Below are 24045 nucleotides of genomic sequence, written 5' to 3'. Positions count from 1 at the left end.
TTTACGGATACATTTGTAGTAGAAAACTAATAACCACAGTATTACAAACCTTCAAGGTTTTTGAAATCTTGAAGGTTTTAATTTTAAAAAAATGATCAGAATATTCGCATACGATGACAGCCCAGAACGGCTACAAAGCTTAAAGGCACTGATTTCTTTGAGCGATAACCTTTTGTACATTGGCGATGCAGAATGTTGTGAAAATGTTTTGGATGAAATGACCCTGTATTCTCCAGATGTAGTTTTAATGGACATCAATATGCCAAAAGTTGATGGAATTGAAGGTCTAAAAAGGATAAAATCTAAATTCCCACAGATTAAAGTCTTGATTCAAACGGCTTTTGATGATAGCGACAAAGTTTTTAAAGCCATTTCGAACGGAGCAAGCGGTTATATTTTAAAATCCGACAATCCGACCCGAATTTTGCAGGCGATAGAAGAAGTGTATGAAGGTGGAGCATCGATGAATCCTGCAATCGCAAGAAAAGTGATGGAATATTTTGTCCCGAAAAAAACACAGGAAATACTTACTCCAAAAGAACAGGAAGTCTTGAAATTTCTTTCAGAAGGTTTGAGCTACAAAATGGTCGCCGATAAACTGGGAGTGAGTTATTCTACGATTAATACGCACACGAAACATATTTACGAGAAATTGCATATTTCATCTTTGGGAGAGGCGATTTATTGGTATTACAGGAATTCGCAACCGTAAAAAGTTTCAAAATTTATAAGAATTAGGTTTTGCTTTGAAAATTAATGATTAATAAGGCGAAAATCTATAATTAAAAAATTCCAATTACTAATTTCATCAATTTTACACCATTATAAACTGACGGAATTTTATTTATTTCCGTCAATTAGATGGCGGTATTTGTGTTTGTTGAGTATATGTGTATTCAAAATGTAAGAATATGGAACATAATAGATTAGCCGAAAAAATCATTTCTGATAAGCTTCAAGCGAATAAAGTGGTTGTTTTGTTAGGTTCAAGACGTGTTGGTAAAACGCAATTAATCAATAAAATAATAAAAGATAGTACCGAAAAAATTCTTTTTTAAATGGAGACGATGTAGAAATGCATCAGTTATTAGAAATTCAAAGCACCGCAAACTTCAACCGAATCTTGGGCGACACTCGGTTTTTAATAATTGACGAAGCCCAAGAAATTGCAAATATTGGCAAAAAATTGAAGTTGATGGATACCATCGAAGGTTTAAAAGTATTGATCACAGGCTCATCTGCGTTCGAAATCAATAACCAAATTGGGGAACCTTTAGTTGGCAGAATGAAAACCATAATGTTGCACCCAATGTAGCAAATGGAGTTTTCGCAAACTGAAATTTTTTTAGAAACTAAAGGCAATCTCAAAGACAGATTGATTTTTATTGGCTATCCTGAACTCACAAAATTGAAAAATCGAGAAGATAAAATAACGTATCTAAAGGAAATTGTAAACAACCAACTTTTACGAGATATATTGGCATTTGAAGGCATTAAAAAACGGGACAAAATAATTGCATTATTACAAATAATCGCTTTCAGAACGGGTAGCGAAGTTTCGTTGGAAAGCATTGGCAGAGATTTGCAAATTAGTAAAAACACGGTCGAAAAATATCTGGATTTGTTTCGTAAAGTATTTATCATCTACAGCGTGTCGCGATTTTGCAGACATCGGGATAATGAAATCACCAAAATGAAAAAATGGTATTTTGTAGATAATGGCATTCGGAATGCGATTATCAATTCTTTCAATCCATTTAATATGAGGGAAGATTCGGGAAAATTGTGGGAGAATTACCTCAATTCTGAACGCAGAAAAGCAATGGATTACAAACAAGATTTTGTATTTGATTATTTCTGGCGTACCCACACCAAACAAGAAATAGATAGAACTGAAGAAAAAAATGAGCAACTACAAGCATTTGAAATACAAATGGGGAAAAAGCATATCAAAAATCCCAACTGAATTAGCAAAATCTTATCCCAATGCTGGATTTGAATTATCAATCAGGAAAATTATTTGGATTATATTTTATAAGACGGATCGTTTTTTTGATAAATCATTTAAATCCCTTTGTCATTAGATGATTGGATTTTTTGGTGTTTTGATAGTTTTCATTTTTGTGTCATAATAATTTCAATCCCTATAATTAGGGATTTTTTTGTGTTAAAAAAATCTTAAAATTTGTAGAAACATTAAACGATTTTACAATGAAAAATTTTAGACTAATTTCAAGTGCAATCATCATATCAGCTTTCATTTGGCAATGTACAGACAAAGATGTGATGTTTGATAACGACATTACGCCGCCATCTGCAGAGCGTTTTAACCAGTTATTCGAAGATGGGCTGCGAAGTGAAACTGCATTTGCTCATTTCGATTCTGCAAACAACAATTTTATCTACACCTCATCAAGAGGAACCACAGTAAAAATAAATGGTTCTTGCCTGAGATTGAATGGGGCACCAGTAACAGGAACTGTCATTATGGAGTTTGTAGAACTGTACGACCGTGCAAAAATGCTTGTTGCAAACAAACCAACAATGGGCATCAAAACCAGTGGAGAAAAAGAAATGATGCTCTCCGGAGGTGAGTTTTTTGTGACTGTTAAGAAAGATGGCAATGTGCTTACAACTACATGTCCTGTCACTATAGAAACATTAACCTCAAATTCCGGTGGCACCGTTACCGGGATGCAGGCCTTCAATGGTGCAATAGCAAATAATACTTTGACATGGACGCCCACTGCAACCTGGGATGTGATTACCAATACGCAGGTTACGCCCAATAAATATACGATGAGCGTGCCGGGATTTGGATGGTTCAACTGTGATAAGTTCTATAATTATCCTAATCCTAAAACCACAATTACTGCTAATGTTCCTTCGGGATATGCCAATGCATCTCAGGTATTTATAATCACAAAAGATGTTCCCAACGCCTTAGGTACAATTGGCGGTCAATATCCTGTTGGCTTACAATGTTATCTCTTATTTGTCACAGAAAACAATGGCAATTTTATGTGGGTGACAAAAGAACAGACTTTAACGGCAAACCACACCATATTTTTTGATCTGAAAGATGCTCAGGTCGGCAAAAGTGCAGATTATGTGGGGCATGTAACTTTACTTAAATAAACCTAAAAACTATTAAAATGAAAACAAAAAACTTACTAATCATCATATTGCAGTTCTGTATGATGATATACTACGCACAAGCACCAAATCTCAGTACTACCAATGCTATCAACAAAGGATTTCAACTTTCCCTGAGGGGTGGGTATGACGCACTTCCTATCTACAACAACAATACGCCCTACATCGATTATAAGGGAAATTGGATGGCTGGTGGAAGTTTAGATTACTATGTAAACAGATGGTGGGGAATAGGGATAGACTTTGATTATCTGGTTAATAATCCCGAAAGCACTTATCCTACCGATAATTTGTGGCACAGCGGATTTACAGTAAATAACTTCCATTTGCAGGAAAAGCATATCTCAAGAACATTTTTGGGAATAGGTCCTTCTTTCAGATACAAAAAAAATGACCGCTGGAATATTGAAATGAGACTGCGTGGAGGTATTTCTAATATCAAAGGTGGCTACACTCTGCTAGACGGCACAATCAATACATCGCCAAACCCAACCATGCTTTACCTCAATCATCATGCGGGTTACGATGCAAAAAATGTGCTTTCAGGAAAGGCATCACTACAGTACAATTATTTTTTCAGCAAAGCTTTTGGAGTGCATTTAGGCGTTTATCACATCAACCATTTCAAAGTTCCTGAACTGATAGATCCTGTAACTGGAGCTTCTTCTATGTATTACAATTTTTCGTCTGGCAACAATCACCAAACAGGAAGCGCAGTTTCTGAGCTTGATTTGGATGCAACCATGAGAACCAAAGCTTGCAACTGCAACATCAATTCTACGGGTGTGTATGCTGGTATCACTTTGAGATTCCCCAAAAAAGAAAAATGCACCACCTGCCAATATTGTAATGTCTGCAAAAAAGTACACGAGCCACCAATGTGTACCGCAACTTGCAACACATGCGGATGCAAAATATCAATCACGGCAAAAGATAAAATTAGCGGAGAACTTCTTAATGATACCGATGTAGTACTGCAAAGACAAGACGGAACAATCGTAGAATCTGGTAAGACCAACAGTTTTGGCGTTGTGGTTTTTGATGAAGTTGCAGCCGGTAATTATACCGTAAAAGGTAAACTTCATAATGTAAATCTACAGGAAAACAGAATCACCCAGGCAGATTTTGATCAGTGCAAAGCGAATGGTGGCGTTATCCAAAAAGAAATTCTCTACACAGATGATAATTTCGTTCTCAAAGGTCAGGTTTTCGAATGCAATACAACCAAAACCATCGAAGGTGCAAATATAGAACTGGCACATTTACCATCAAATGCCAAGAAAAATACAATTTCATCTTCTACAGGAGAATATATTTTTAACGTGAGCAAAAACACCAAATATACCATCAAAGGCAACAAAGACGGCTACTTCTCCAACGAAATGGAAATCAACACCACTACTTATGACAGAACAAAATCATTGTTTATTAAGTTCGAGGTGTGTGTAGATCCTTGCGGCAAGGCAATCAGATTAAATAATATCAACTTCAACCTTGATAAGTCTGACATTCTTCCGGCATCAGAGCCAGACCTCAATTATGTAGTAAATCTTATGAAGAAAAACCCTAAATTAAAAGTAGAACTTTCTTCGCACACAGACTCCCGTGCAAGTAACAGTTACAACCAAAAACTGTCTCAGAGAAGAGCAGATTCTAGTGTAAACTATATTGTAAACAAGGGGATAGACAGAAACAGATTGGTATCGCGTGGTGCCGGTGAAGCAGAATTGCTCAACCGTTGTGCTGATAATGTGCCGTGTACCGAAGATGAACAGCGCATCAACAGAAGAACAGAATTCAAAATTCTTTGTGTAGAAAACTATTAAACTAAAACTATCGAAACGCTTACTATCAAAAAAAAGCACAAAAAATAAAGAGTAGGCGTTTCTGGTTTTTAAACTTTAAAAAATAAACCATGAAATATTTAAATATAAAAACAGCAGCAGTAGTAAGTTTATTTCTTCTACTGAATTGCGACAAGGAAACTTGCGAATACGTTACGCCTTGTGAGCCTTTAGGCAACAATACCGAGCAATCCGGACTTACCATCGTTACCTATAATGCAGATAATCCCACCGATTTTGTGGCTTCAATTTATGATACCAGAAATAATGCAACTGCACCTGTAGGAGCAGATTGGGCACCAGCTCTTGGAACGGGAGGCAAAATAACAAAACCCGCAGACTGGACCTTGGGTAAATTGGGCAGAATCTTTGGCATCGCAACAGATAAAAATGCAAATGTTTACCTTGCGGCATCAGGAATTTACGGACAAAACTTTATGAATGCTCCTTACCAAAATTTGGTTCCGGGAAGAATTTACAAAGCTACTGCTGGAACATATTCTACGGCTTCATTTGTAGATCTTCCCATGTCGTATGCCAGTTTAGCAGGAAGTTTAAACGGGGTTGGAAATGTCGCCTATGACAAAATCAACAATCAGTTATTTGCAACCAACCTTGATGATGGGAAGATATACAGAATTTCGATGAGTGGCTCAATACTTCAAACCTACGATCCTTTTGCTGTCGATTCCGGAACTCCCGATATCACAGTTCAGGACGAAAGAATTTGGGGAATCGGAGTAAATTATGAAAACGGAAACGTAAAAGTATATTTTCCGAGAATTACTATTCCTGTAACCACACTTACCAACAGAAATCTTTATTCTATAACCTTGAATTCCAGCGGAGCGATGCCTACTTCAGCTCCGACATTAGAAATTAGTAATCTTCCGGGGATTTTAGACGCAATCACAGATGTTGAGTTTTCGGCAGATACCAAAAAGATAATTTTATCAGAAAGAGGAGATCCGCATAATTCTATTGCATTCAGTTACAACAAAAATGGAAGCAATTGGACGTCTAATACCCAATATTTTGTCGGTGGTTCTACCGGTAAAAATGCTGCCGGTGGAGTAGATTTCCAATATATGGGAGATGATAAAAACTTAGTGAAATGTGAAGAGTTCATCTGGGCAAGCGGAAATTATCTTGAAGCAACAGCCGTTACATCAGGAAGAGTCTATGGTTTGCAGGGAATAAAATATACCGGAAATACTCTGTCAGCAGCACCTTCCACCGATTTATTTATAGACTACAATCCACCGGTTTATAACTTTGCAATGAAAGGAGATATCGGCGATGTAGATGTTATCGATGCCGATCAATGTACCTGTATTTCAAAATGATACAATATGTATTTATCATAAACTTTTAAAACTAAATATCTCGGTTATAACAGTCGGGGTATTTTTTTTGGCGCCAGTTTCCGCCCGTAATGTATCCTGAGCCTGTCGAAGGGTTTCCGCTGTCATTGAGAGGAACGAAGCAATCTTTTGGTAGAGCTATTTTGACCCTCGCAACGACGAGCTCCATTCAGGTCGGGGCGCGTGCAATTCGCTGTCAGAAAAATCAAGAGCATAGTTTAAATAATTGTCTGTAATTTTGTAGAAATGAGTTTCGTTTCCCGCAAAATTATTCATGTCGATATGGATGCATTCTATGCTTCTGTGGAGCAGCATGACAATCCCGAACTGCGCGGAAAACCTATCGCCGTGGGAGGCGGTCATCGTGGTGTGGTTTCGGCGGCGAGTTATGAAGCCAGGAAATATGGAGTCCGTTCAGCGATGCCCAGTAAAACTGCGAAAGAAAAATGTCCACATTTGATATTTGTTCCACCAAGATTTGCGAGGTATAAGGAGATTTCAAAAAAAATCCGTGAAATTTTTTATGAATACACAGATATGGTAGAGCCGCTTTCTCTGGATGAGGCATATCTGGATGTTACCGAAAATAAAAAAGGAATAGAGTCTGCCAATCAGATTGCCAGAGAAATCCGTCAGAAGATATTTGAAAAGACAGGTTTGACGGCTTCTGCAGGAATTTCAATCAATAAATTTTTAGCCAAAGTCGCTTCAGATATCAACAAACCCAACGGACAAAAAACGATTCATCCCGATAATGTTGAAAAATTTCTGGAAGATTTGCCTGTTGAAAAATTCTATGGCGTAGGAAAAGTGACAGCCAACAAAATGTACAGTCTTGCGATTTATAAAGGATTAGACTTAAAAAAAAGAAATATAGAAGATTTAACGAGACTTTTCGGTAAGTCCGGAAAATATTATTATGATGTCGTGCGCGGAATTCACAATTCTGAAGTGAAGCCTCACCGGATACAGAAAAGTGTGGCGGTAGAACGTACATTTTTTGAAGACCTTTTTGATCAGCAGCAAATTGACGAAAAACTGCAGAGTCTGAGTGAAGAACTACACAGCAGACTTCAGAAAAACAACATCATGGGAAGATCGCTTACGTTGAAGATCAAGTATAAAGATTTCTCTTTATTTACCAGAAGTTTCACAAAAGAAGAATATTATTCATCCCCTGAAGAATATTTCATCACCGGAAAAAAGCTTTGGGAACTGCGTCCCTTCGATAAAGCGGTACGATTATTGGGATTGTCTGTGTCACAACTTAACACCGAAGATAAAAAGCAGGTTTCTGTACAGCTTAAAATCCCATTTGAGGAATTTCGGAACGAGTTGTGATCACTTACAAACTATTTATTGATCAAAATCAACTTCAGATGACAAACCCAACAATGATTCAATACTTCCATTGGTATTCCGAAGGTAACGGAACACTGTGGAACGAGGCTAATAAAAACGCAGAATACCTTTCAGAATTAGGAATTACTTCAGTCTGGTTTCCTCCGGCTTACAAAAGTGCGAACGGCGGAAATTCCGTTGGTTACGATGCCTATGATCTTTTTGATTTAGGAGAATTTGACCAAAAAAATTCCATTCCCACAAAATACGGAACCAAAGAAGATTATATAAATACCATAAAAGCTTTAAAGGAAAAAAACATTCAGGTGATTGTAGACATTGTTTTGGGCCATAAAGCCGGCGGCGATGAACTTGAAAAATTTAAAGTGGTAAAGGTTGACGAAAACAACCGTGATAAAGTGATTTCCCGTGAAATTGATATAGAATCCTACACCAAATTTACTTTTCCCGGACGTGGAAAAAAATATTCAGATTTTGAATGGAATTTTACCTGTTTCAGTGGTGTAGATTATGCCGAAGGAGAAGAATCTCACATCTACAAAATCAAATCTGAATACGGCGACGACTGGGAAGAAATGATTGATGATGAGAAAGGAAATTATGATTTCCTCATGTTCAATGACGTAGAACACCGTAATCCACATGTGCGTGAAGAGCTTAACCATTGGGCAAAATGGTACTTTGAGCTGACGGATTTTGATGGGGTAAGACTGGACGCTTTAAAGCATATTTCTTACGATTTCTACAAAGAATGGCTCACAATGCTCCGTACCAATTCAGGGAAAAACATTTTTGCTGTAGGAGAATACTGGGCTCCGGGACAACTTAATCTTCTTCAGAAATACATTGATGCTACGGAAGGATGTATGAGTCTTTTTGACAGCTCGCTGCACAACAACTTTCACACGGCTTCCAAAGAAGGAGATTCTTATGACCTGAGACAGATTTTTGAAGAAACACTTACAAAAGCAGATCCTTTACATTCGGTAAGTCTGGTTGATAATCATGATACCCAGCCGCTTCAGGATCTGGAGGCCCCAGTGGAAGAGTGGTTTAAACCTGTGGCTTATGCATTGATTTTATTACGTGTAGACGGTTATCCATGTGTTTTTTACCCCGATTTATTTGGTGCAAGCTATAAAGATAATGGCAGTGACGGCAATGAGTATGAAATTTTCCTCAATAAAGTAGACGGAATTGAAGAGCTTTTAAAAGCAAGAAAAAACCACGCATACGGAGAACAGAAAGATTATTTCGAAGATGCCAACTGTTTGGGATGGGTTCGTCTGGGTGATGACGAACACGAGGGTTGTGCTGTAGTTTTAAGCAATAAAGATCAGTATGAAAAACCTATGGAAATGGGTGAAAGATACATTGGCAAAACTTTTTACGATGTTTTAGGCAGATTCGAGGATAAAGTTGTCATCGATGAAAACGGTTGGGGAAATTTCCCTGTTCCGGCTGGGAATGTGAGTGTTTGGCTTGTTGAAAATGATAGTGAAAACTAATACAATTTACGGACTTAAATTATAGAAATCCCTGCTTCAAAATGAGGCGGGGATTCTTATTTTGGTACATGTATTAATTTATATTTACAATTCATATAAATAATTATCTTTACATCCAATAATTTATCAAGTTTATGAGAAAAATTTTACTGTCTATAGCAATTACTTCAATAATTGGTATGCAGGCACAGAGTATCAATTCTGAAAATGTGGAATTTAGGGTTTTAAAAGCTCCACAAACTTCCATTAAGGAAAACGAAAGAACCTACAATATTTCGGTGAAATCACCATACAATCTGAGCAAGGAAGACGTTCTGAAGCAATCTAAAAAAGACCATCAGGATGCCGTAGCCAATTTCAGCAATACGATTAAGGAAAGTCAGGATAATTATCAGCAGTCATTGAAAGATTATAATGATGAGGTGATAAAAGCGAAAGAAACATTCGCACTAGAATCTGCAGAATTCAAAAAATTGAGTCTTCTGGAACGTCTGAATATGCAGGAAAAAGGAATGAAACCCACACTCAGACTTCCTTCTAAACCAATTTATGTAAAACCTTCTCCGCCAGTTTACAGGGAGCCTGATCTGAATGATTATTTTATCGTAGACAACAATGTTTTAGCTTCTCAAATTTCTATTGACGGATACAAAAAAGGAAATCCGGTAGTCGACGTTTATGTTGATATGGCAACTGTCAATTTTCAGGATAATGCAGGGCAGACCTTTGCTAACCAGCCTACAAAAATCACGGTGAAGGAGAATGGAACAGAGAAAATTAACACCAATATCGGTCAGGATTTTGTGTTTGTATCTTCACAGCCTTCTAATAACATCAACAAGCCTGCGGAGGAGAAAAAATTCTTAGGAAATACTATCAAATCAATCAATACTTTCCTGAATGAAAATTATGGTTACAAAACTTTAAACAAGCAGGTGAAACTTGAATTTGTGAAAAATAAAGGTGAATATAACGACCTTGAAAAAGCACAGATTTATGTAACGACGAACCTTAGAAAGCTTCAGGCAAACTCAGATCCGACTGCAAATAATGTTGCTTTCGAAAACATGAAAAAAGGTACAGATATTTGGGAACAGACTTTGGCTAAAGTAAATTATACCGATAAAAAAGCAGTTTACAATGCCAAAATCGGGAAGTTTCTGTTTTTAAATTTAATAAGACTGAATGTTGCTTTGGAAAACAAGAAAGTTGCAGAAAAATACCTGAACCAGTTGCAGGAAAAAATGGTAGAATTAGATTTATCATACAACGAAAAAGCAGAGCTGAAAACTTTGGAAAACCAAATCTACAAATAATCTGAACCATGAAATTTAAAATATTTACAATCCTTGCTTTGGGTATTGCTACAATGGCTTTTTCTCAGGCAAAATATAACCACGGAAACAAATTCGATTTCGATAAAGCCATCGAGAAAGATGTAAAAATGATTGCCGGAGATGCCAGTAGTTTTTACATGAGCAGCGTTGCCAACGAAAATACCATTGATAGTAAAAGCCAGATTTTTGTAAGAAAATTTGACAATACCAACAATCTGAAGCAGACTTTTACTCACAACATTCCTCAGATGGAAAAGTACGCCTACATCAATTATCTTGGGAGTTTTGATGCAGGAAACAACATCGTTTTTATCACAGAAACGTTCGCAGGTAAACTTAAGAAGAAGGAAATCTACAAAGTTATTTTTGATAAAACTTCCGGAACTTTTAAGGAAGATTTAATGGCGACTTTCCCGATAGAATCTGTCATGAAATCCGGAACTTCTTACTTCGAAAAATCTGAGAACGGAAGATACGGTGCAATAGTTTTCTATGAGCATTCTCCGAGAAAAGAACCTGTGAAAATCAATATCAATGTTTTTGAATTATCTAATCTGAAAACTGTTTGGGAAAAGCAGATCACGGGTGAAGCTGGAAGTTCAGACACTCACTTTTTTGTTGCCAATTCGGGTAACGTTGGTCTTTTGCGCTCTGCAAAGCAAAACGCTTCACTTTTATATGTGACTCCGTCTGGTCAGGAAGAGAAATTCTTTACTGAAAAAATGAAGGTTATAAGCGAACACGCAGTTTCCATCGGGGCTAAAGAATATCTTTTGGCATTCAACAGCACGCCGAAGACGATAAAAATGAACGCCGCCAACTTCGAAAATCTGATGTTGTACGATATTGCAGAAGGAAAAATTATTTCAAACGAGGTGGTTTCGCAATACAATGACGGAAGCAAGATTGTTGAAATTTATACGCCTTATTCCACAGTGAGTGGTGACAATATTTACCTTTTTACAGAAAGCAGACTCAATGCTGGAACAAGACAGGTAAAATCTCCGATGGGAACAATGATGATCGATGAAACCTACTACGTAACTGCAGATCCGAGAATGGTCATCATCAATTCAACAACAGGGAAAATTGACAATGTAGTTTCTCTGAATGGAAAGGGTCGCAAAAATGCTGATCTCAGTCTTCATGCTTTGGGAATCGTCAATGTAAAAGGAAATTACATCATGAAGAAGGGTGAAAACTATGATCTGTCTGCGGTAAATCTGGACAGCAAATCTGTAGTTGAACTTAAAAATATGCCTCCTTACAAAGAAACGCAGGCAACTCAGTTTCAGGGTTCGGGTGATGCTTACAGTCAGGCTTTGTTGTATAGACCTGATGTGAAAGGAATTTATTATCCAAGAACTTACGATGGTAGCAGAAGTGCTGCGATTGTCGCAATTGAAAACTTTGACGGAAAATAATTTTCAAAATATTTTATCAGTACAAATCGGTTTCATTAAATTGGAACCGATTTTTTTTTTAACTAAACTTTTCGTATTTCCAAAATTTCAGGTCTGTCTTTCGGATCTGAAATTTTTCCGTTTCTGGCAAATTCTGCCCAGACCGCACGCAGTTTTTTTCCGTTCTCAAATAGATATTCCCAAGGCACATGTTTTAAAAGTCCCGCTTCTTTCCATGCGTCTTCGTTAGCGAAGATTAAGGGAAGATCAAAACAGTGCGATGCTCCGATGAAGTGGTTTTTTAAAGTCGATTTAATTGTATACAAATGGATATTTCCTCCACCGGAAGCATAATTTTTGGCGAAAATTTCAGCAGGTTTTCCGTAGATTGATTTTGTGGTTGTTTTGACAATTCTGTTCAGAATTTTCTCCGGAAGATAAGTGTAGATACCTTCCTGAGCGGTTTTTACATAGAATGATGTTTCATCTTCATTAAAACCAATCAAAACATCAATTTTTGAAGCGTTCTGTTTCCATTTATCAAGAGTATATTTTTCTTCGGGAAGTGGAGCATGACCGTATTTGAGACAGAAAGGCATGGCGGCTTTTAAACCATATTTAAAACTTGACGGAAGAAAATTCTGGTAGGAATCAACCATTTTTAAAACATCAGTTTCAGTTTTAAGAAAATCGGTCTGACTAAAAAGTTCGGTATACATTTTCTCTCTTTTCAGCCTGAAACCTAAAGGTGCACTTTGAATAATTACTCTTTTAAATAAATCATCAATACCATCTGAAATTAAAAGGTGTGCAATGGCATCACCACCGGATGATTGTCCGAAAAGCGTGATGTTATCAGGATTTCCTCCAAAATCAGAAATGTATTTTTTAATCCATTTCAAAGCTTCGATAATGTCAAACAAACCGAGATTTGCAGGTCGCTCATCGTTGCCTCCCAAAAATCCAAACAAACCTAAACGGTAGGAAACTGAAACGACAATAATATTCTGTTCTTTTACCCAAACCGAAGGATCAGAAGTGGGTAAATCTCCACAGCCAATTTCATAGGAACCACCATGAATCCATACGATAACGGGAAGTTTTTCTTCAACTAAATTTTCAGGTCTGGTGATCGTTAGGAATTGAGTTGATTCTTCCGGCTGAAATTTTTCCAAATCTGTTGTACCAATTAATCTTTCTAAAAGCGGACTGATTTTCTGCGGACAAACCGGCGTTTTATCTGAAACGAAATTTTCTGCAAAATCTAATGGTATTGGCTTTTTAAACCTTTCAGATTGAGCATAGCGAATGCTTTTAGCTTTAATGACACCATTTTCCTTAAAAGCTAAAATTTTCCCGAATGAAGTTTCAAACGTATGATTGTGTAGTTGCTGATTTGTACTCATCTTCAAGTTCAAAACCGAAAATTAAGAAATAAAACAATAATCTGAGAAAATAATCTGTTGAAATGGTAAGTGGTTTTTCGAAAAAAGGTCGGAAATTTGTAAGACAAAAGATTACATTTAAAATTATCAATAAATTATGAGCACATTTTCTGTAAAAGCTTTTGGAGCAGAATCCAAAGAAGCTGACCTTAAAGAAATGAATATTGAAAGAAGAGAAATTACCGCCAACGATGTGGAAATTGAAATTCTTTACTGCGGGGTTTGTCACTCCGATTTGCATACTGCAAGAAACGACTGGGGTGGAACAAAATATCCGTCAGTTCCAGGGCACGAAATCGTGGGAAAAATCACAAAAGTAGGTTCTGATGTATCTAAATTTCAGGTAGGTGATCTTGCCGGAGTGGGATGTATTGTAGATTCTTGCGGACACTGCGATAGCTGCAAACAGGATCTTGAACAATACTGCGAAAACGGATTCACCGGAACATACAACGGAAAAGATACGTATTTGGGAGGTCATACTTTCGGTGGATATTCTCAGAAAGTGGTGGTAGATGCTGATCACGTATTAAAAGTTCCTGCCAATCTTGATCTGGCTGCCGTTGCACCGCTTCTTTGTGCTGGTATCACAACCTGGTCACCTTTAAGACACTGGAATGTTGGTAAAGATTCTAAAGTTGCTGTAATTGGTTTAGGTGGTTTGGGTCACATGGCGATCAAACTGGCAAAAGGTTTGGGCGCTGAGGTTACTCTGTTCTCAAGAACGCCTGGAAAAACTGAAGATGCTAAGAATTTAGGTGCAGACAACGTTATTATTTCTACAGATGACGAGCAAATGACAACTGTTCAGAGAAAATTTGATTTAATTATTGATACGGTTCCTTACGACCATGATGTCAATCCTTATGTGAATACTTTAAATGTAAACGGAACTTTGGTTTTGGTAGGATTTATCGGTAAAATGGAAGAGGCATTATTCACACCGCCAATGATTATGGGAAGAAGATCTGTTGCAGGTTCTGTAATTGGTGGTATTGCTGAAACTCAGGAAATGCTTGATTTCTGTGGTGAGCACAACATCGTTTCGGAAATTGAAATGATCAAAATGCAGGATATCAATGAGGCATACGAAAGAATGCTGAAAAGCGACGTGAGATACCGTTTTGTGATTGATATGCAGTCTCTGTCTTAAGAGATTTAAATTTAACTATAAGTATCTCGGCGGTGTCTTTGGGCTCCGCCGATTTTGTTTTCTAATTTAACATAAAAAAAGACTGACAAAATTTCACATAAAAATTTAAAAGTCTGCCAAATCTCCATCATCGTTCCCTTGGCATACAATTAGACAATTTCAACACAGAAATAATTAAAAAATCAAATATATTATGTCAGTAAACTTTAAACCCTTAGCAGACAGAGTGCTTATTGAGCCTATCGCTGCAGAAACCAAAACAGCTTCAGGTATTATTATTCCAGACACGGCTAAAGAAAAACCACAGGAAGGTACAGTGGTAGCGGTAGGTCCCGGTAAAGTAGACGAGCCTACAACTGTAAAAGTAGGAGACAAAGTTCTTTATGGAAAATATTCAGGTTCAGAATTAAAATTAGACGGAAAAGATTTCATTATCGCTAAAGAGTCTGATTTATTAGGAGTAATTGGCTAATTGCTATTGGCTTATGGCAGATGGCTTTCCAGCGTTGAAAATAGACAATGAGAGATTTTAAAAAATTTGAAGTTTGGCAACTGAGCCATAAATTAACTTTAAAAGTTTATAAGTCAAGCCAAAGCTTTCCTAAAGAAGAAATTTTTGGTGTAACTTCTCAAATCAGAAGATCTTTTGCTTCCATAGGATACAATATTTCTGAAGGAAGTGGCAGGAATTCAGATAAAGAATTTGCAAATTTCATTAACATCGCATTAGGATCATCCAACGAAGCCGAGAACCAATTAATTCTTTCAAAAGATTTAGAATATCTGTCAGAAAAAGATTTCCAAATCCTTTCGGATGAATTAACAATACTAAAAAAGAAGCTTGTCACCCTTTGGAACAGGCTTAACGGAAATTAAAATCAAATTATAAATTAATACAGCGAATCGCTAAAGCTAAAGGCCAAAAGCAATTCGCCAAAAGCAAAAAAATATGGCAAAAGAAATAAAATTCGATATCGAGTCAAGAGACGCTCTAAAAAGAGGAGTTGATGCATTGGCTAATGCAGTAAAAGTAACTTTGGGACCAAAAGGTAGAAACGTAGTAATCGAAAAATCTTTCGGTGCACCTCACGTTACTAAAGATGGTGTTTCTGTAGCAAAAGAAATCGAACTTGAAGACAGAGTAGAAAACATGGGAGCGCAAATGGTAAAAGAAGTTGCTTCCAAAACCAATGATATCGCAGGAGACGGTACTACTACCGCTACTGTTTTAGCACAGGCTATCGTAAGAGAAGGTCTTAAGAACGTAGCTGCTGGAGCTAACCCAATGGACTTGAAAAGAGGAATCGACAAAGCGGTAACTGCTGTTGTTGCTAACCTTAAAGAGCAGTCTAAACAAGTTGGTGATTCTACAGAAATGGTGAAGCAGGTTGCTTCAGTTTCTGCTAACAATGACGAAACAATCGGATCTTTGATCGCTGAAGCTTTCGGAAAAGTAGGTAAAGAAGGTGTAATCACTGTAGAAGAAGCTAAAGGTATCGATACAACAGTAGACGTTGTAGAAGGTATGCAGTTTGACAGAGGTTACCAGTCTCCATATTTTGTGACTAACCCTGAAAAAATGACGGTTGAATTGGAAAATCCTTATATTCTTTTAGTTGAGAAAAAAATCTCTTCAATGAAAGAATTGCTTCCGGTTCTTGAACCAATCGCACAAAGCGGAAAATCTTTATTGATTATTTCTGAAGAAGTTGAAGGTGAAGCTTTGGCAACTTTGGTAGTAAACAAATTAAGAGGTTCTCTTAAAATTGCTGCTGTAAAAGCTCCGGGATTTGGTGACAGAAGAAAAGCAATGTTGGAAGATATCGCGATCTTAACTGGTGGACAGGTAATTTCTGAAGAGCAAGGTTTCACAATGGAAAACGTATCTCTTGATATGTTGGGAACTGCTGAGAAAGTATCGATCGACAAAGACAACACAACAATCGTAAACGGTGGTGGTGAAGAAAGCAAGATCAAAGGCAGGGTAAACCAGATCAAAGCTCAGATGGAAACTACGACTTCTGACTATGACAGAGAGAAACTACAGGAAAGATTGGCTAAATTAGCTGGTGGTGTTGCTGTATTGTACGTAGGTGCAGCTTCTGAAGTTGAAATGAAAGAGAAAAAAGACAGAGTTGACGATGCATTGAACGCTACGAGAGCAGCTGTTGAAGAAGGTATCGTTGCAGGTGGTGGTGTTGCTTTTGTAAGAGCAATCTCTGCTTTAGCTAACCTTGAAGGCATCAATGCTGACGAAACTACAGGTATCAAAATCGTAAAAAGAGCGATCGAGGAGCCATTGAGACAAATCGTTGCTAACGCAGGAGGTGAAGGTTCTGTAATCGTAGCTAAAGTTGCTGAAGGCAGCGGAGACTTCGGATACAACGCTAAAACTGACGAGTATGTAAACATGCTTGAAGCAGGAATCATCGACCCTACGAAAGTAACTAGAGTTGCCCTTGAAAACGCAGCTTCAGTTTCTGGAATGCTTCTTACAACTGAGTGTGTAATCACTGAAATTAAGAGCGCAGAACCTGCTATGCCAATGGGTGGTGGAATGCCGGGAATGATGTAGTCATCATCGATGCTATAAATATTTAAACCGTTCAGATTTTTTCTGGGCGGTTTTTTTTGTTTTTAATCAAATCAAATATCCACATAATTATTAAATTTGTAGCTAAACTAACTCATTCTAAATTTATTGTAATGGCATTACCTCTCAAAAATGATAATGTTTATCCTAAAACTAAAAAAAATATTAACCATCTATTAAACTTTTATTTCAATGATTTAGAGCCAAACAGAATCGGTAGTACAGAGTATCTAATTTCAAAAACTTCATTGACATTAAATCAGGTGGAATTTATTGTGAAAAAACTATTTGAAAATTACAATTATATTCAAGGCCTTTTTAATATGAATGCAGATTTAAAACTCCTTTTGAGTTCTACAACAGAAGCAATAACGAAAGCTAGTGATTTATGGACTGGCTCGGAAAATAGAAAAATATTGCTAAGCAAGATAAAAAATAAAATTGATTATAATGAAGATATGGATAGTTATTGCAATATAAGTCCAAAAATAATTGACGAAGAAGATGATGAATTGTTTTTTCGTAATGCACATAAAAAAGAATTACCCAGTTCTCCCTCAGAAGATACATTTGGGATAACTTTAGACGAATTCGAAAAGCAGTTTGAATTTGATTTGTACAAACTAGGTACGGATTACTATTTTCACGTATGTCAGGATCCAGACTTTAAATATAACTCTTGGGAGTATAGAAATGATGACTCTCTACGATTCTATAATCATAATGATAATCACTTTGTAAGTGTTAATATTTGTGATTTGAAAGAATTTCTAGAATTTGAACTCGAAGAAAATGAAGAAGTTTTATTAGGTGTGAACAAAACTTTAGATCCCTTTCAGTATGTTAATTACCATATTGAGTATTTTCAAAAGATAAGGATAGGATATGAGAATGAAACAGATGTAGTTTCTAATGACTTTGAAACATTTGATGATTGGGTTAGAAATAACTTTTATGAAGATGATATTGATACTGTATATGGAAATCTAGATTAATTTGAAATGAATGATTTAACAAATAAACATATCAGAAATGCATTGGTGGTAGCGTTTGTTAAAAAAGATCCGAAATATTTCATTTCTTTTCTGAAGTCTGAAATTGTAATTGTAGATAGGGAAAGTAAATTAGATTTCTACAAATTATTTAGGAACAAAATTTTACACTCAAAAGTCCGCGGGAAGATAAAAGAGATAAAAGTCGAAAAAGAATTTAATGGATTCTACGATGACTATTTGCAATTGAATATTTATGATGGGTTTCATAAAAATCCAAGGTTTTCAATTTTCTATAAATACGATAATGAAAAAATACACTTAGGCTTTATGCCGTTTTAGAATTCCCCTCTGGTGCGAGCGTCTCGCTCGTACCCATTATTATGTCGCAGATTTCCAATCCATCACTTTTCCCTATATTTAAAACATATTTTTCAACCCAGAAAATCGATTAACCCGAACCTCAACACTATTGAAAGCAAAGTTATTACTCCTTTTAATTTCCGTGATTTTATGTACGGATTATAAATCCGCGCTATCTGATTTCACATTATTTAAAGTTTATTATATGAAATTTTTAGTTTACATTTCTTTTTTAATACTTATCATCAGTTGTTCTGCAATGTCATACAAACCTTTATCACGGGACGGAATATCTCAGTCACTCCTAAGATTTGATGGATATTATTATTCTTACAAAAGAATATCAGAAATAGATTCTTTAAATCCTCGAAAAGTAGACATTCCTGAATTATACCCAGCTAGATTATCAATTTATATGTTTAGCAGTGAGGGTAAAGCTATAAATAGGGTAATTGGGGCGGAAATGTGGCAAATACCTGGCTCAAGCAATGAGGACAGTTGGGTTTTTGACGTATTATTTGGTCGCTTGGGTTGGAAAAAATCAGATTTAATTAAAGAATACAAAAATGCTGACTCTTATATACTTAATGGCAATACTTTTAAATTAACATCTTTTTATAATAGAAAAATATATCAATATACAAGAGAATGTCAAATAGTTGATTCCAAAACCATAATAATAGATCAAGATACATTCAAATTCAAAAAATATTATGTGAACTTTAATACAATTAATGGGTATTGAGAGCTTGATGTGCTATATTCCCAATCCGTGACTTTTCCCTATATTTAAAAACATATTTTTCAACACAGAAAATCAATTAAACCAAACCTCAACGCCATTGAAAACAAAATCATTCCTACTTTCACTTTTCGGTTTATGTTTAGCCATTGCACAAACATTAAAATTTAAACACCTTTCGGATATGTCTGTTCGCAGAGGAGCGATAAGCAGTGCTATTGCAGGTGACAATATCTATGTGAGCAATGGATATAAAGACACGGATGGTTATGCAAATTTTATTGAGAAATACAGTACTAAAGATAACCGCTGGAGTCTCATCAACTCCAGTCTGGTTCCTAAAAGATTCGCCAATTCGGAGACTTACGGTAATAAAGTTTATATTTTTAACGGATGGGGAAACAGCCATCTTGAAATTATAGACCTTGAAACTCATCAAAAAACGAAGGGAGCTGTTAATCGTGCCTACACAGGAAATGCAGGCTCTGCCATTCATAATGGAAAAATATATACGTTCGGCGGCAGTGGGCTAAACAATGCCGCCACCACAGTATTTTCTGACAGGTTTCAATATTACGACATTGCTTCAGACACATGGCATACTTTACCCGATATGCCAACAGCCAGAGAAGCAAGGGGCAAAATTGTGAATGATAAGCTCTATGTAATCGGTGGTTTTAACGGTACGTCATCCCGTCTGGTGAATGTGTTTGATCTCAACAAAAATGAATGGACTGAGCAATACACGATGTCTGCTGCGATATCCGGTCATTCATTAGCGGTATCCGGTACTAAGATTTTTATTGCAGGCGGTTATAATAATCAAAATTTTCTGGCCTATTTTGATACAGAAACCAATAAGCTGCATAAGTTATCATCCAACATGATTCCCAGACGACATGCCGCTGCAGAAATATATAATAATAAACTCTACATTATGGGTGGAAGTACAGCATCTTCAACCAAATCAGCTCTTAAAAGCGTTCAGGTAGCAGATATTAGTGATGAGGTGCTTTCGGGTAAATAAACCATTGCAGTAACCTGCTTCCCGCTGATGTGCGCCTTTTGACTTTTTTAAATAATTAAAATAAACCATTAACCCTTATAGTGGACTCTTTATGAATTGGCATCAAATCTCTACACTCTTTTTTGAGTTTTTTATGCTCGCCATTGGAACACCAATAAAGGGAATTGGGTTTTTTACACTTGTTTTTTAGTCTTTTACATCCAGCTCCGCAAGGTGTTCACACTTGTTTGGAAACAGTAAAATCTCTGTTTTCTTTCAAAATGTTTTTTTTAATATTTAATTTTACATCATCTTAAAAACTACATTTAACCAATGCAAAAAAGACAAGTTCCATTCTCAGCGTTTATCAATTTATTGAAAGAAAGAAGACCATATTCTACCCTGGGAATTTTATTTCCTCTTTCCGCAATTCTGATATCTGTTGTTTTAAGTATTGTTTTAAACTTAAATAGACAACCTTTTGAGAGCTATGATTATGAGAAAATAGAAAAAAACGGTATCGAGAAAACGGCAGTAATTTCACATATTGAGAAAACCAACATGAATATTAACGGGGAATCTGTGAAAATTATTACGTATAAATTTGATGACGAAGGAAAGGAAATCACCGATAAATTTAAAATGTTGAAGTCTGATAAATTGACGGATCCAGACGTTGGAAAGGAAATACAGATAAAATTTTTTGAAGGTCAATCTGTCATAAAAGATATTGAACCTTTTGTTTTACCAATCTATTATGTCTTTATCTTCGCATCGGTTTTTCTTTTGATCGGAATTCCGTTTTTCATTAAATCTGTAATTCCATCCTTGAAAAACTTCAATCTCTACAAAAACGGAATTGTGAAAGATGCTGAAATCGTTTCAATGGAAATCAACAGCAATACGGTATCAGGAAATGGCTTCAGAAGCTACCGTACAGGAAATCATACAATAACAGTCAACTACTTTTTCAAAACAAAAAATGGTTCAAACGTATTTGGAAAATCTATTACGACAGATTTTTCTATATTGAATGAGAAAAAATCCGGTGATATTATAAAAATATTTGTTTCCGAAAATAATGAAAGCAAATCATGTCTCATCCCAAAATTGGAGGCTTTAAAAAATAACTGGAAAATATAATAATATAATCTTCTCAAGCTGCTGCAACTGCCGCACTTGTACCTTCAATCATAAAAATTGCTCTCATCCGGGCGGTTTTTTTCATTTCAAAAAAATTGCTAAGTTTTCTACTGATTTCATCTCAAAAAAAACGCAATCATGCTAAATAAAAAAGACGAAAAAATTCTGGATGCAGGTCCATTTTACCACGGTACAAAAGCCGATTTGAAGACCGGAGATTTGCTTAAAGCAGGTTTTAATTCAAACTATAAATCTGAAGTTGTTATGAATCACATCTATTTTACGGCTTTACCAAACGGAGCTGTTTTGGCTGCTGCTTTGGCTGAAGGAGATGGTGATGGCAGAATCTACATCGTAGAACCTACCGGAATATTTGAAAACGATCCTAATGTCACCGACAAAAAATTTCCCGGAAATCCTACGAGATCTTACCGAAGCAGTGAACCTTTAAAAATTGTTGGCGAACTGACAGATTGGGTGAGGCTCTCGGATGAAGAACTTCAGAACTGGAAAGAAAAAATTGCAAAGCTTCGTGAAAATCCTGATGCGGAAATAATCAATTGACTGGCGAAGAAATTCCAGTTTAAGAGTATCTGTTTTTTGTTTCAAAATAGACTGAATGTACCATCATGCTTCTGGCAGATCTTTAATGTAAACCGCAACAGCTATCAATTCCAGAATATCCTAAATAGTGTTAAAATATTCTTAAAATTATTTAATTTCCGTATTGGTTTATTGCGTAATTTTAAACAATATTTTACACCCATGAAAAAAACTTTACTGTCTTTAACTTTTTGTTTTTCATTATTTAATGCACAAACAACTGTTACCAAAGCTTTCAACGACCCTGTTGTGGGCGATGTAGCCAATTATGTGATTTTGGCCGGCACACCAGATAACAGCGCAACCGGAGCGAATACTACATTTAACAATGCCTCTCTTACACAGGGTGGTGGCAGTCCGGGGATTTATTCTGCGCCAACATCTGCTGAAATTGCTTCTTATCCCGGTTCTACCCTGAAGTATGTAAACGGTTCAAACACCATTTTTTACAAACAGACGGCTTCCAAATTGGAAATTACTGCATTGGTCACCGCTGATGCTACGCTAAATCTTTCAGCCAATAACGGGACTTTTATTACCTATCCTGCAGCTTTCAGCTATTCTGAGACAGATCAGGCTCAGGGAACTTTCACATCGGCAACCCTAAGCGGACTGTGTAAAGGAAGCATCAGCAATTCCGGTGACGCCACAGGAACTTTAATTGTTGGCCCTAAAACTTATACCAACGTTTTGAGGATTAAATCGGTACAAAATTTCAACCTTCATTTGCCTACAGACACTCTTTTTCTATTCCCGATAGGGACTATTGTAAACACTTCTTACAACTATTACGACAGCACACATAAATTTGCACTGCTTTCAACGTCGCAGGTAGTGGTGAACGTAGCTGCAGCCGGTATAAATAATCAGACTACTGACGGTGCCCAGGGATTAAATGAAATTTTTCTTGCTGTGCAGAACTCAAAGCTCAAAAATAATTTTGAATTTTATCCTAATCCGGTAACTGATGTGGTGCATTTTAGAAATGCTGAAAATGCGAATGTGGTGATCTACAACTTAGATGGTAAGGTTTTAAAACAGTTCAATAAAACCCAGGATGCTGTGCAGGTAGCAGATCTTCCGTCTGGTGTCTATTTTATCACAGCTGAAAAGGATGGTGCTGTATCTGAAACTAAAAAGTTGATTAAGAAATAAAATCAATTTTGCCTGCTTTTTGATATTACTTTTTCACACCAAAATCACATACTATGACCAAAAGAATCACTACTTTACTGGCAATCGGCGTTATGTCTGCTGCAAATGCCCAAATAGAAAATTCAATTCCGCCAGCTTCTGATGTTCCTGAGAAAATGAATATCGTAAAAACAAATGTTACAGCTTACGCCTTCAGAAATTTTAACCTTACCTACGAAAGATCCCTGAATCAGTGGTTTTCATTAGCAATAGGATTTGGTACCATGCCTGAAGGAAAAGTTCCTTTTATGGGAGTTTTTTTAGATGATGAAGACGAAAAGCAGTTTCAGAACCTGGAAATTAAGTCAACCAATTTTACCCTGGAGCCGAGATTTTATATCGGTCAAGGCTATGGGAAGGGTTTTTATTTTGCACCTTACTACCGTTATTCAAGTGTTGAGTCTAATGAATTTGATTTTTATTACAATTTTCAGCCTGTGGCAGGTGTCTCATATCCTATTCCGCTTACCGGCAAGGGAGATACGAGAGGTCACAGCGGCGGCCTGATGGTGGGAGCTCAGTTTTTCCTGAACAAGGCACAGAATCTTGTACTTGATTTTTGGATTGCCGGAGCCCATTACGGAACCGGAAAAGGAGACTTTGCCCTCACAAGCAATATTTATCTCACACCAGAAATGCAGGGTCAGCTGAAAAAAGAAATTGAAGACCTTGATGTTCCCTACGTTGAGTACACCGTAGAAACGAATACGGAGGGGGCAAGGGTAAAAGTAGACGGTCCATGGGCCGGTTTCAGAAGTGGCCTGTCGTTAGGATATAGATTTTAAATTATAATAAATTTTCTACATGTTTTTCCGCCCTTTAAGGGATGGGGAAAAG

24 protein-coding genes are annotated in these 24045 nt (G+C 36.6%); 23 read left to right on the top strand and 1 reads right to left on the bottom strand.

Translation table 11 applies throughout. The features are described from left to right. Window positions 1-91: 91 nt before the first annotated feature. The 11 genes from ASG31_RS15200 to ASG31_RS15160 all read left to right on the top strand — a co-directional run bounded on the left by ASG31_RS15200 (window position 92) and on the right by ASG31_RS15160 (window position 11995). Entirely contained in the window at window positions 92-712 is a 621-nt protein-coding gene (locus tag ASG31_RS15200; protein WP_082504606.1) for a response regulator, read from the top strand. A gap of 199 nt (window positions 713-911) precedes the next feature. Beyond that, the gene (locus ASG31_RS18615; RefSeq protein ID WP_157844479.1) at window positions 912-1058 is read left to right on the top strand and encodes a hypothetical protein; all 147 of its coding nucleotides are present in this window, start codon (window positions 912-914) and stop codon (window positions 1056-1058) included. Window positions 1059-1075: 17 nt separating this feature from the next. Beyond that, entirely contained in the window at window positions 1076-1315 is a 240-nt protein-coding gene (locus tag ASG31_RS18270) for an AAA family ATPase (RefSeq protein WP_082504605.1), read from the top strand. Between the two features lie 60 nt (window positions 1316-1375). Beyond that, the gene (locus ASG31_RS18265) at window positions 1376-1966 is read left to right on the top strand and encodes an ATP-binding protein (protein WP_157844478.1); all 591 of its coding nucleotides are present in this window, start codon (window positions 1376-1378) and stop codon (window positions 1964-1966) included. Between the two features lie 245 nt (window positions 1967-2211). After that, window positions 2212-3138, top strand: coding sequence for a hypothetical protein (locus tag ASG31_RS15190; RefSeq protein WP_056034583.1), 927 nt, complete (start codon window positions 2212-2214; stop codon window positions 3136-3138). 17 nt (window positions 3139-3155) lie between these two features. Continuing rightward, entirely contained in the window at window positions 3156-4982 is a 1827-nt protein-coding gene (locus ASG31_RS15185) for an OmpA family protein (RefSeq protein ID WP_082504603.1), read from the top strand. An 89-nt stretch (window positions 4983-5071) separates the two neighbouring features. Next, on the top strand, window positions 5072-6346 hold the full coding sequence (locus tag ASG31_RS15180) for a hypothetical protein (RefSeq protein ID WP_056034577.1): 1275 nt from the start codon (window positions 5072-5074) through the stop codon (window positions 6344-6346). A 264-nt stretch (window positions 6347-6610) separates the two neighbouring features. Beyond that, a complete protein-coding gene (dinB, locus tag ASG31_RS15175) occupies window positions 6611-7705 on the top strand; it encodes a DNA polymerase IV (RefSeq protein ID WP_056034573.1) in 1095 nt (364 codons plus the stop codon). A 38-nt stretch (window positions 7706-7743) separates the two neighbouring features. Next, complete coding sequence (locus ASG31_RS15170) at window positions 7744-9234, top strand: alpha-amylase (protein ID WP_056034741.1); 1491 nt, start codon at window positions 7744-7746, stop codon at window positions 9232-9234. A gap of 134 nt (window positions 9235-9368) precedes the next feature. Continuing rightward, window positions 9369-10550 (top strand): hypothetical protein, encoded by a 1182-nt coding sequence (locus ASG31_RS15165; RefSeq protein ID WP_056034572.1) that lies wholly within the window; start codon window positions 9369-9371, stop codon window positions 10548-10550. 8 nt (window positions 10551-10558) lie between these two features. Beyond that, complete coding sequence (locus ASG31_RS15160; RefSeq protein WP_056034570.1) at window positions 10559-11995, top strand: hypothetical protein; 1437 nt, start codon at window positions 10559-10561, stop codon at window positions 11993-11995. Between the two features lie 62 nt (window positions 11996-12057). On the opposite strand, the gene ASG31_RS15155 is transcribed toward ASG31_RS15160, so the two are convergent. After that, window positions 12058-13380 carry a carboxylesterase family protein gene (locus ASG31_RS15155; RefSeq protein WP_056034567.1) on the bottom strand — a complete coding sequence of 441 codons (1323 nt, stop codon included), beginning with the start codon at window positions 13378-13380 and terminating at the stop codon, window positions 12058-12060. A 136-nt stretch (window positions 13381-13516) separates the two neighbouring features. Between ASG31_RS15155 and ASG31_RS15150 the strand changes: the two genes are divergently transcribed. The 12 genes from ASG31_RS15150 to ASG31_RS15095 all read left to right on the top strand — a co-directional run bounded on the left by ASG31_RS15150 (window position 13517) and on the right by ASG31_RS15095 (window position 23993). Next, a complete protein-coding gene (locus tag ASG31_RS15150) occupies window positions 13517-14572 on the top strand; it encodes an NAD(P)-dependent alcohol dehydrogenase (RefSeq protein WP_056034564.1) in 1056 nt (351 codons plus the stop codon). A gap of 193 nt (window positions 14573-14765) precedes the next feature. Then, complete coding sequence (gene groES, locus ASG31_RS15145; protein ID WP_056034561.1) at window positions 14766-15044, top strand: co-chaperone GroES; 279 nt, start codon at window positions 14766-14768, stop codon at window positions 15042-15044. Between the two features lie 47 nt (window positions 15045-15091). Beyond that, window positions 15092-15448, top strand: a complete 357-nt coding sequence (locus ASG31_RS15140) for a four helix bundle protein (RefSeq protein WP_056034558.1) — start codon at window positions 15092-15094, stop codon at window positions 15446-15448. Between the two features lie 73 nt (window positions 15449-15521). Then, window positions 15522-17147, top strand: coding sequence for a chaperonin GroEL (gene groL / locus ASG31_RS15135; protein WP_056034555.1), 1626 nt, complete (start codon window positions 15522-15524; stop codon window positions 17145-17147). 131 nt (window positions 17148-17278) lie between these two features. After that, window positions 17279-18160, top strand: coding sequence for a hypothetical protein (locus ASG31_RS15130; protein WP_056034551.1), 882 nt, complete (start codon window positions 17279-17281; stop codon window positions 18158-18160). A 6-nt stretch (window positions 18161-18166) separates the two neighbouring features. Beyond that, entirely contained in the window at window positions 18167-18499 is a 333-nt protein-coding gene (locus ASG31_RS15125) for a hypothetical protein (RefSeq protein ID WP_056034548.1), read from the top strand. Between the two features lie 226 nt (window positions 18500-18725). Beyond that, on the top strand, window positions 18726-19265 hold the full coding sequence (locus ASG31_RS15120) for a hypothetical protein (protein WP_131725565.1): 540 nt from the start codon (window positions 18726-18728) through the stop codon (window positions 19263-19265). A 181-nt stretch (window positions 19266-19446) separates the two neighbouring features. Then, window positions 19447-20289, top strand: coding sequence for a Kelch repeat-containing protein (locus ASG31_RS15115; protein ID WP_056034543.1), 843 nt, complete (start codon window positions 19447-19449; stop codon window positions 20287-20289). A gap of 312 nt (window positions 20290-20601) precedes the next feature. Next, complete coding sequence (locus tag ASG31_RS15110) at window positions 20602-21411, top strand: hypothetical protein (protein WP_056034541.1); 810 nt, start codon at window positions 20602-20604, stop codon at window positions 21409-21411. 138 nt (window positions 21412-21549) lie between these two features. Then, a complete protein-coding gene (gene arr, locus ASG31_RS15105; RefSeq protein WP_056034538.1) occupies window positions 21550-21975 on the top strand; it encodes an NAD(+)--rifampin ADP-ribosyltransferase in 426 nt (141 codons plus the stop codon). 201 nt (window positions 21976-22176) lie between these two features. After that, the gene (locus ASG31_RS15100; protein WP_056034535.1) at window positions 22177-23169 is read left to right on the top strand and encodes a T9SS type A sorting domain-containing protein; all 993 of its coding nucleotides are present in this window, start codon (window positions 22177-22179) and stop codon (window positions 23167-23169) included. Window positions 23170-23222: 53 nt separating this feature from the next. After that, a complete protein-coding gene (locus ASG31_RS15095; protein WP_231433768.1) occupies window positions 23223-23993 on the top strand; it encodes a DUF3575 domain-containing protein in 771 nt (256 codons plus the stop codon). Window positions 23994-24045: the final 52 nt, after the last annotated feature.

Source organism: Chryseobacterium sp. Leaf404, from assembly GCF_001424145.1.
Lineage (GTDB): Bacteria > Bacteroidota > Bacteroidia > Flavobacteriales > Weeksellaceae > Chryseobacterium.
The sequence above is the reverse complement of the archived record's forward strand: the minus strand, read 5'-3'. Positions and strand labels throughout refer to the sequence as shown.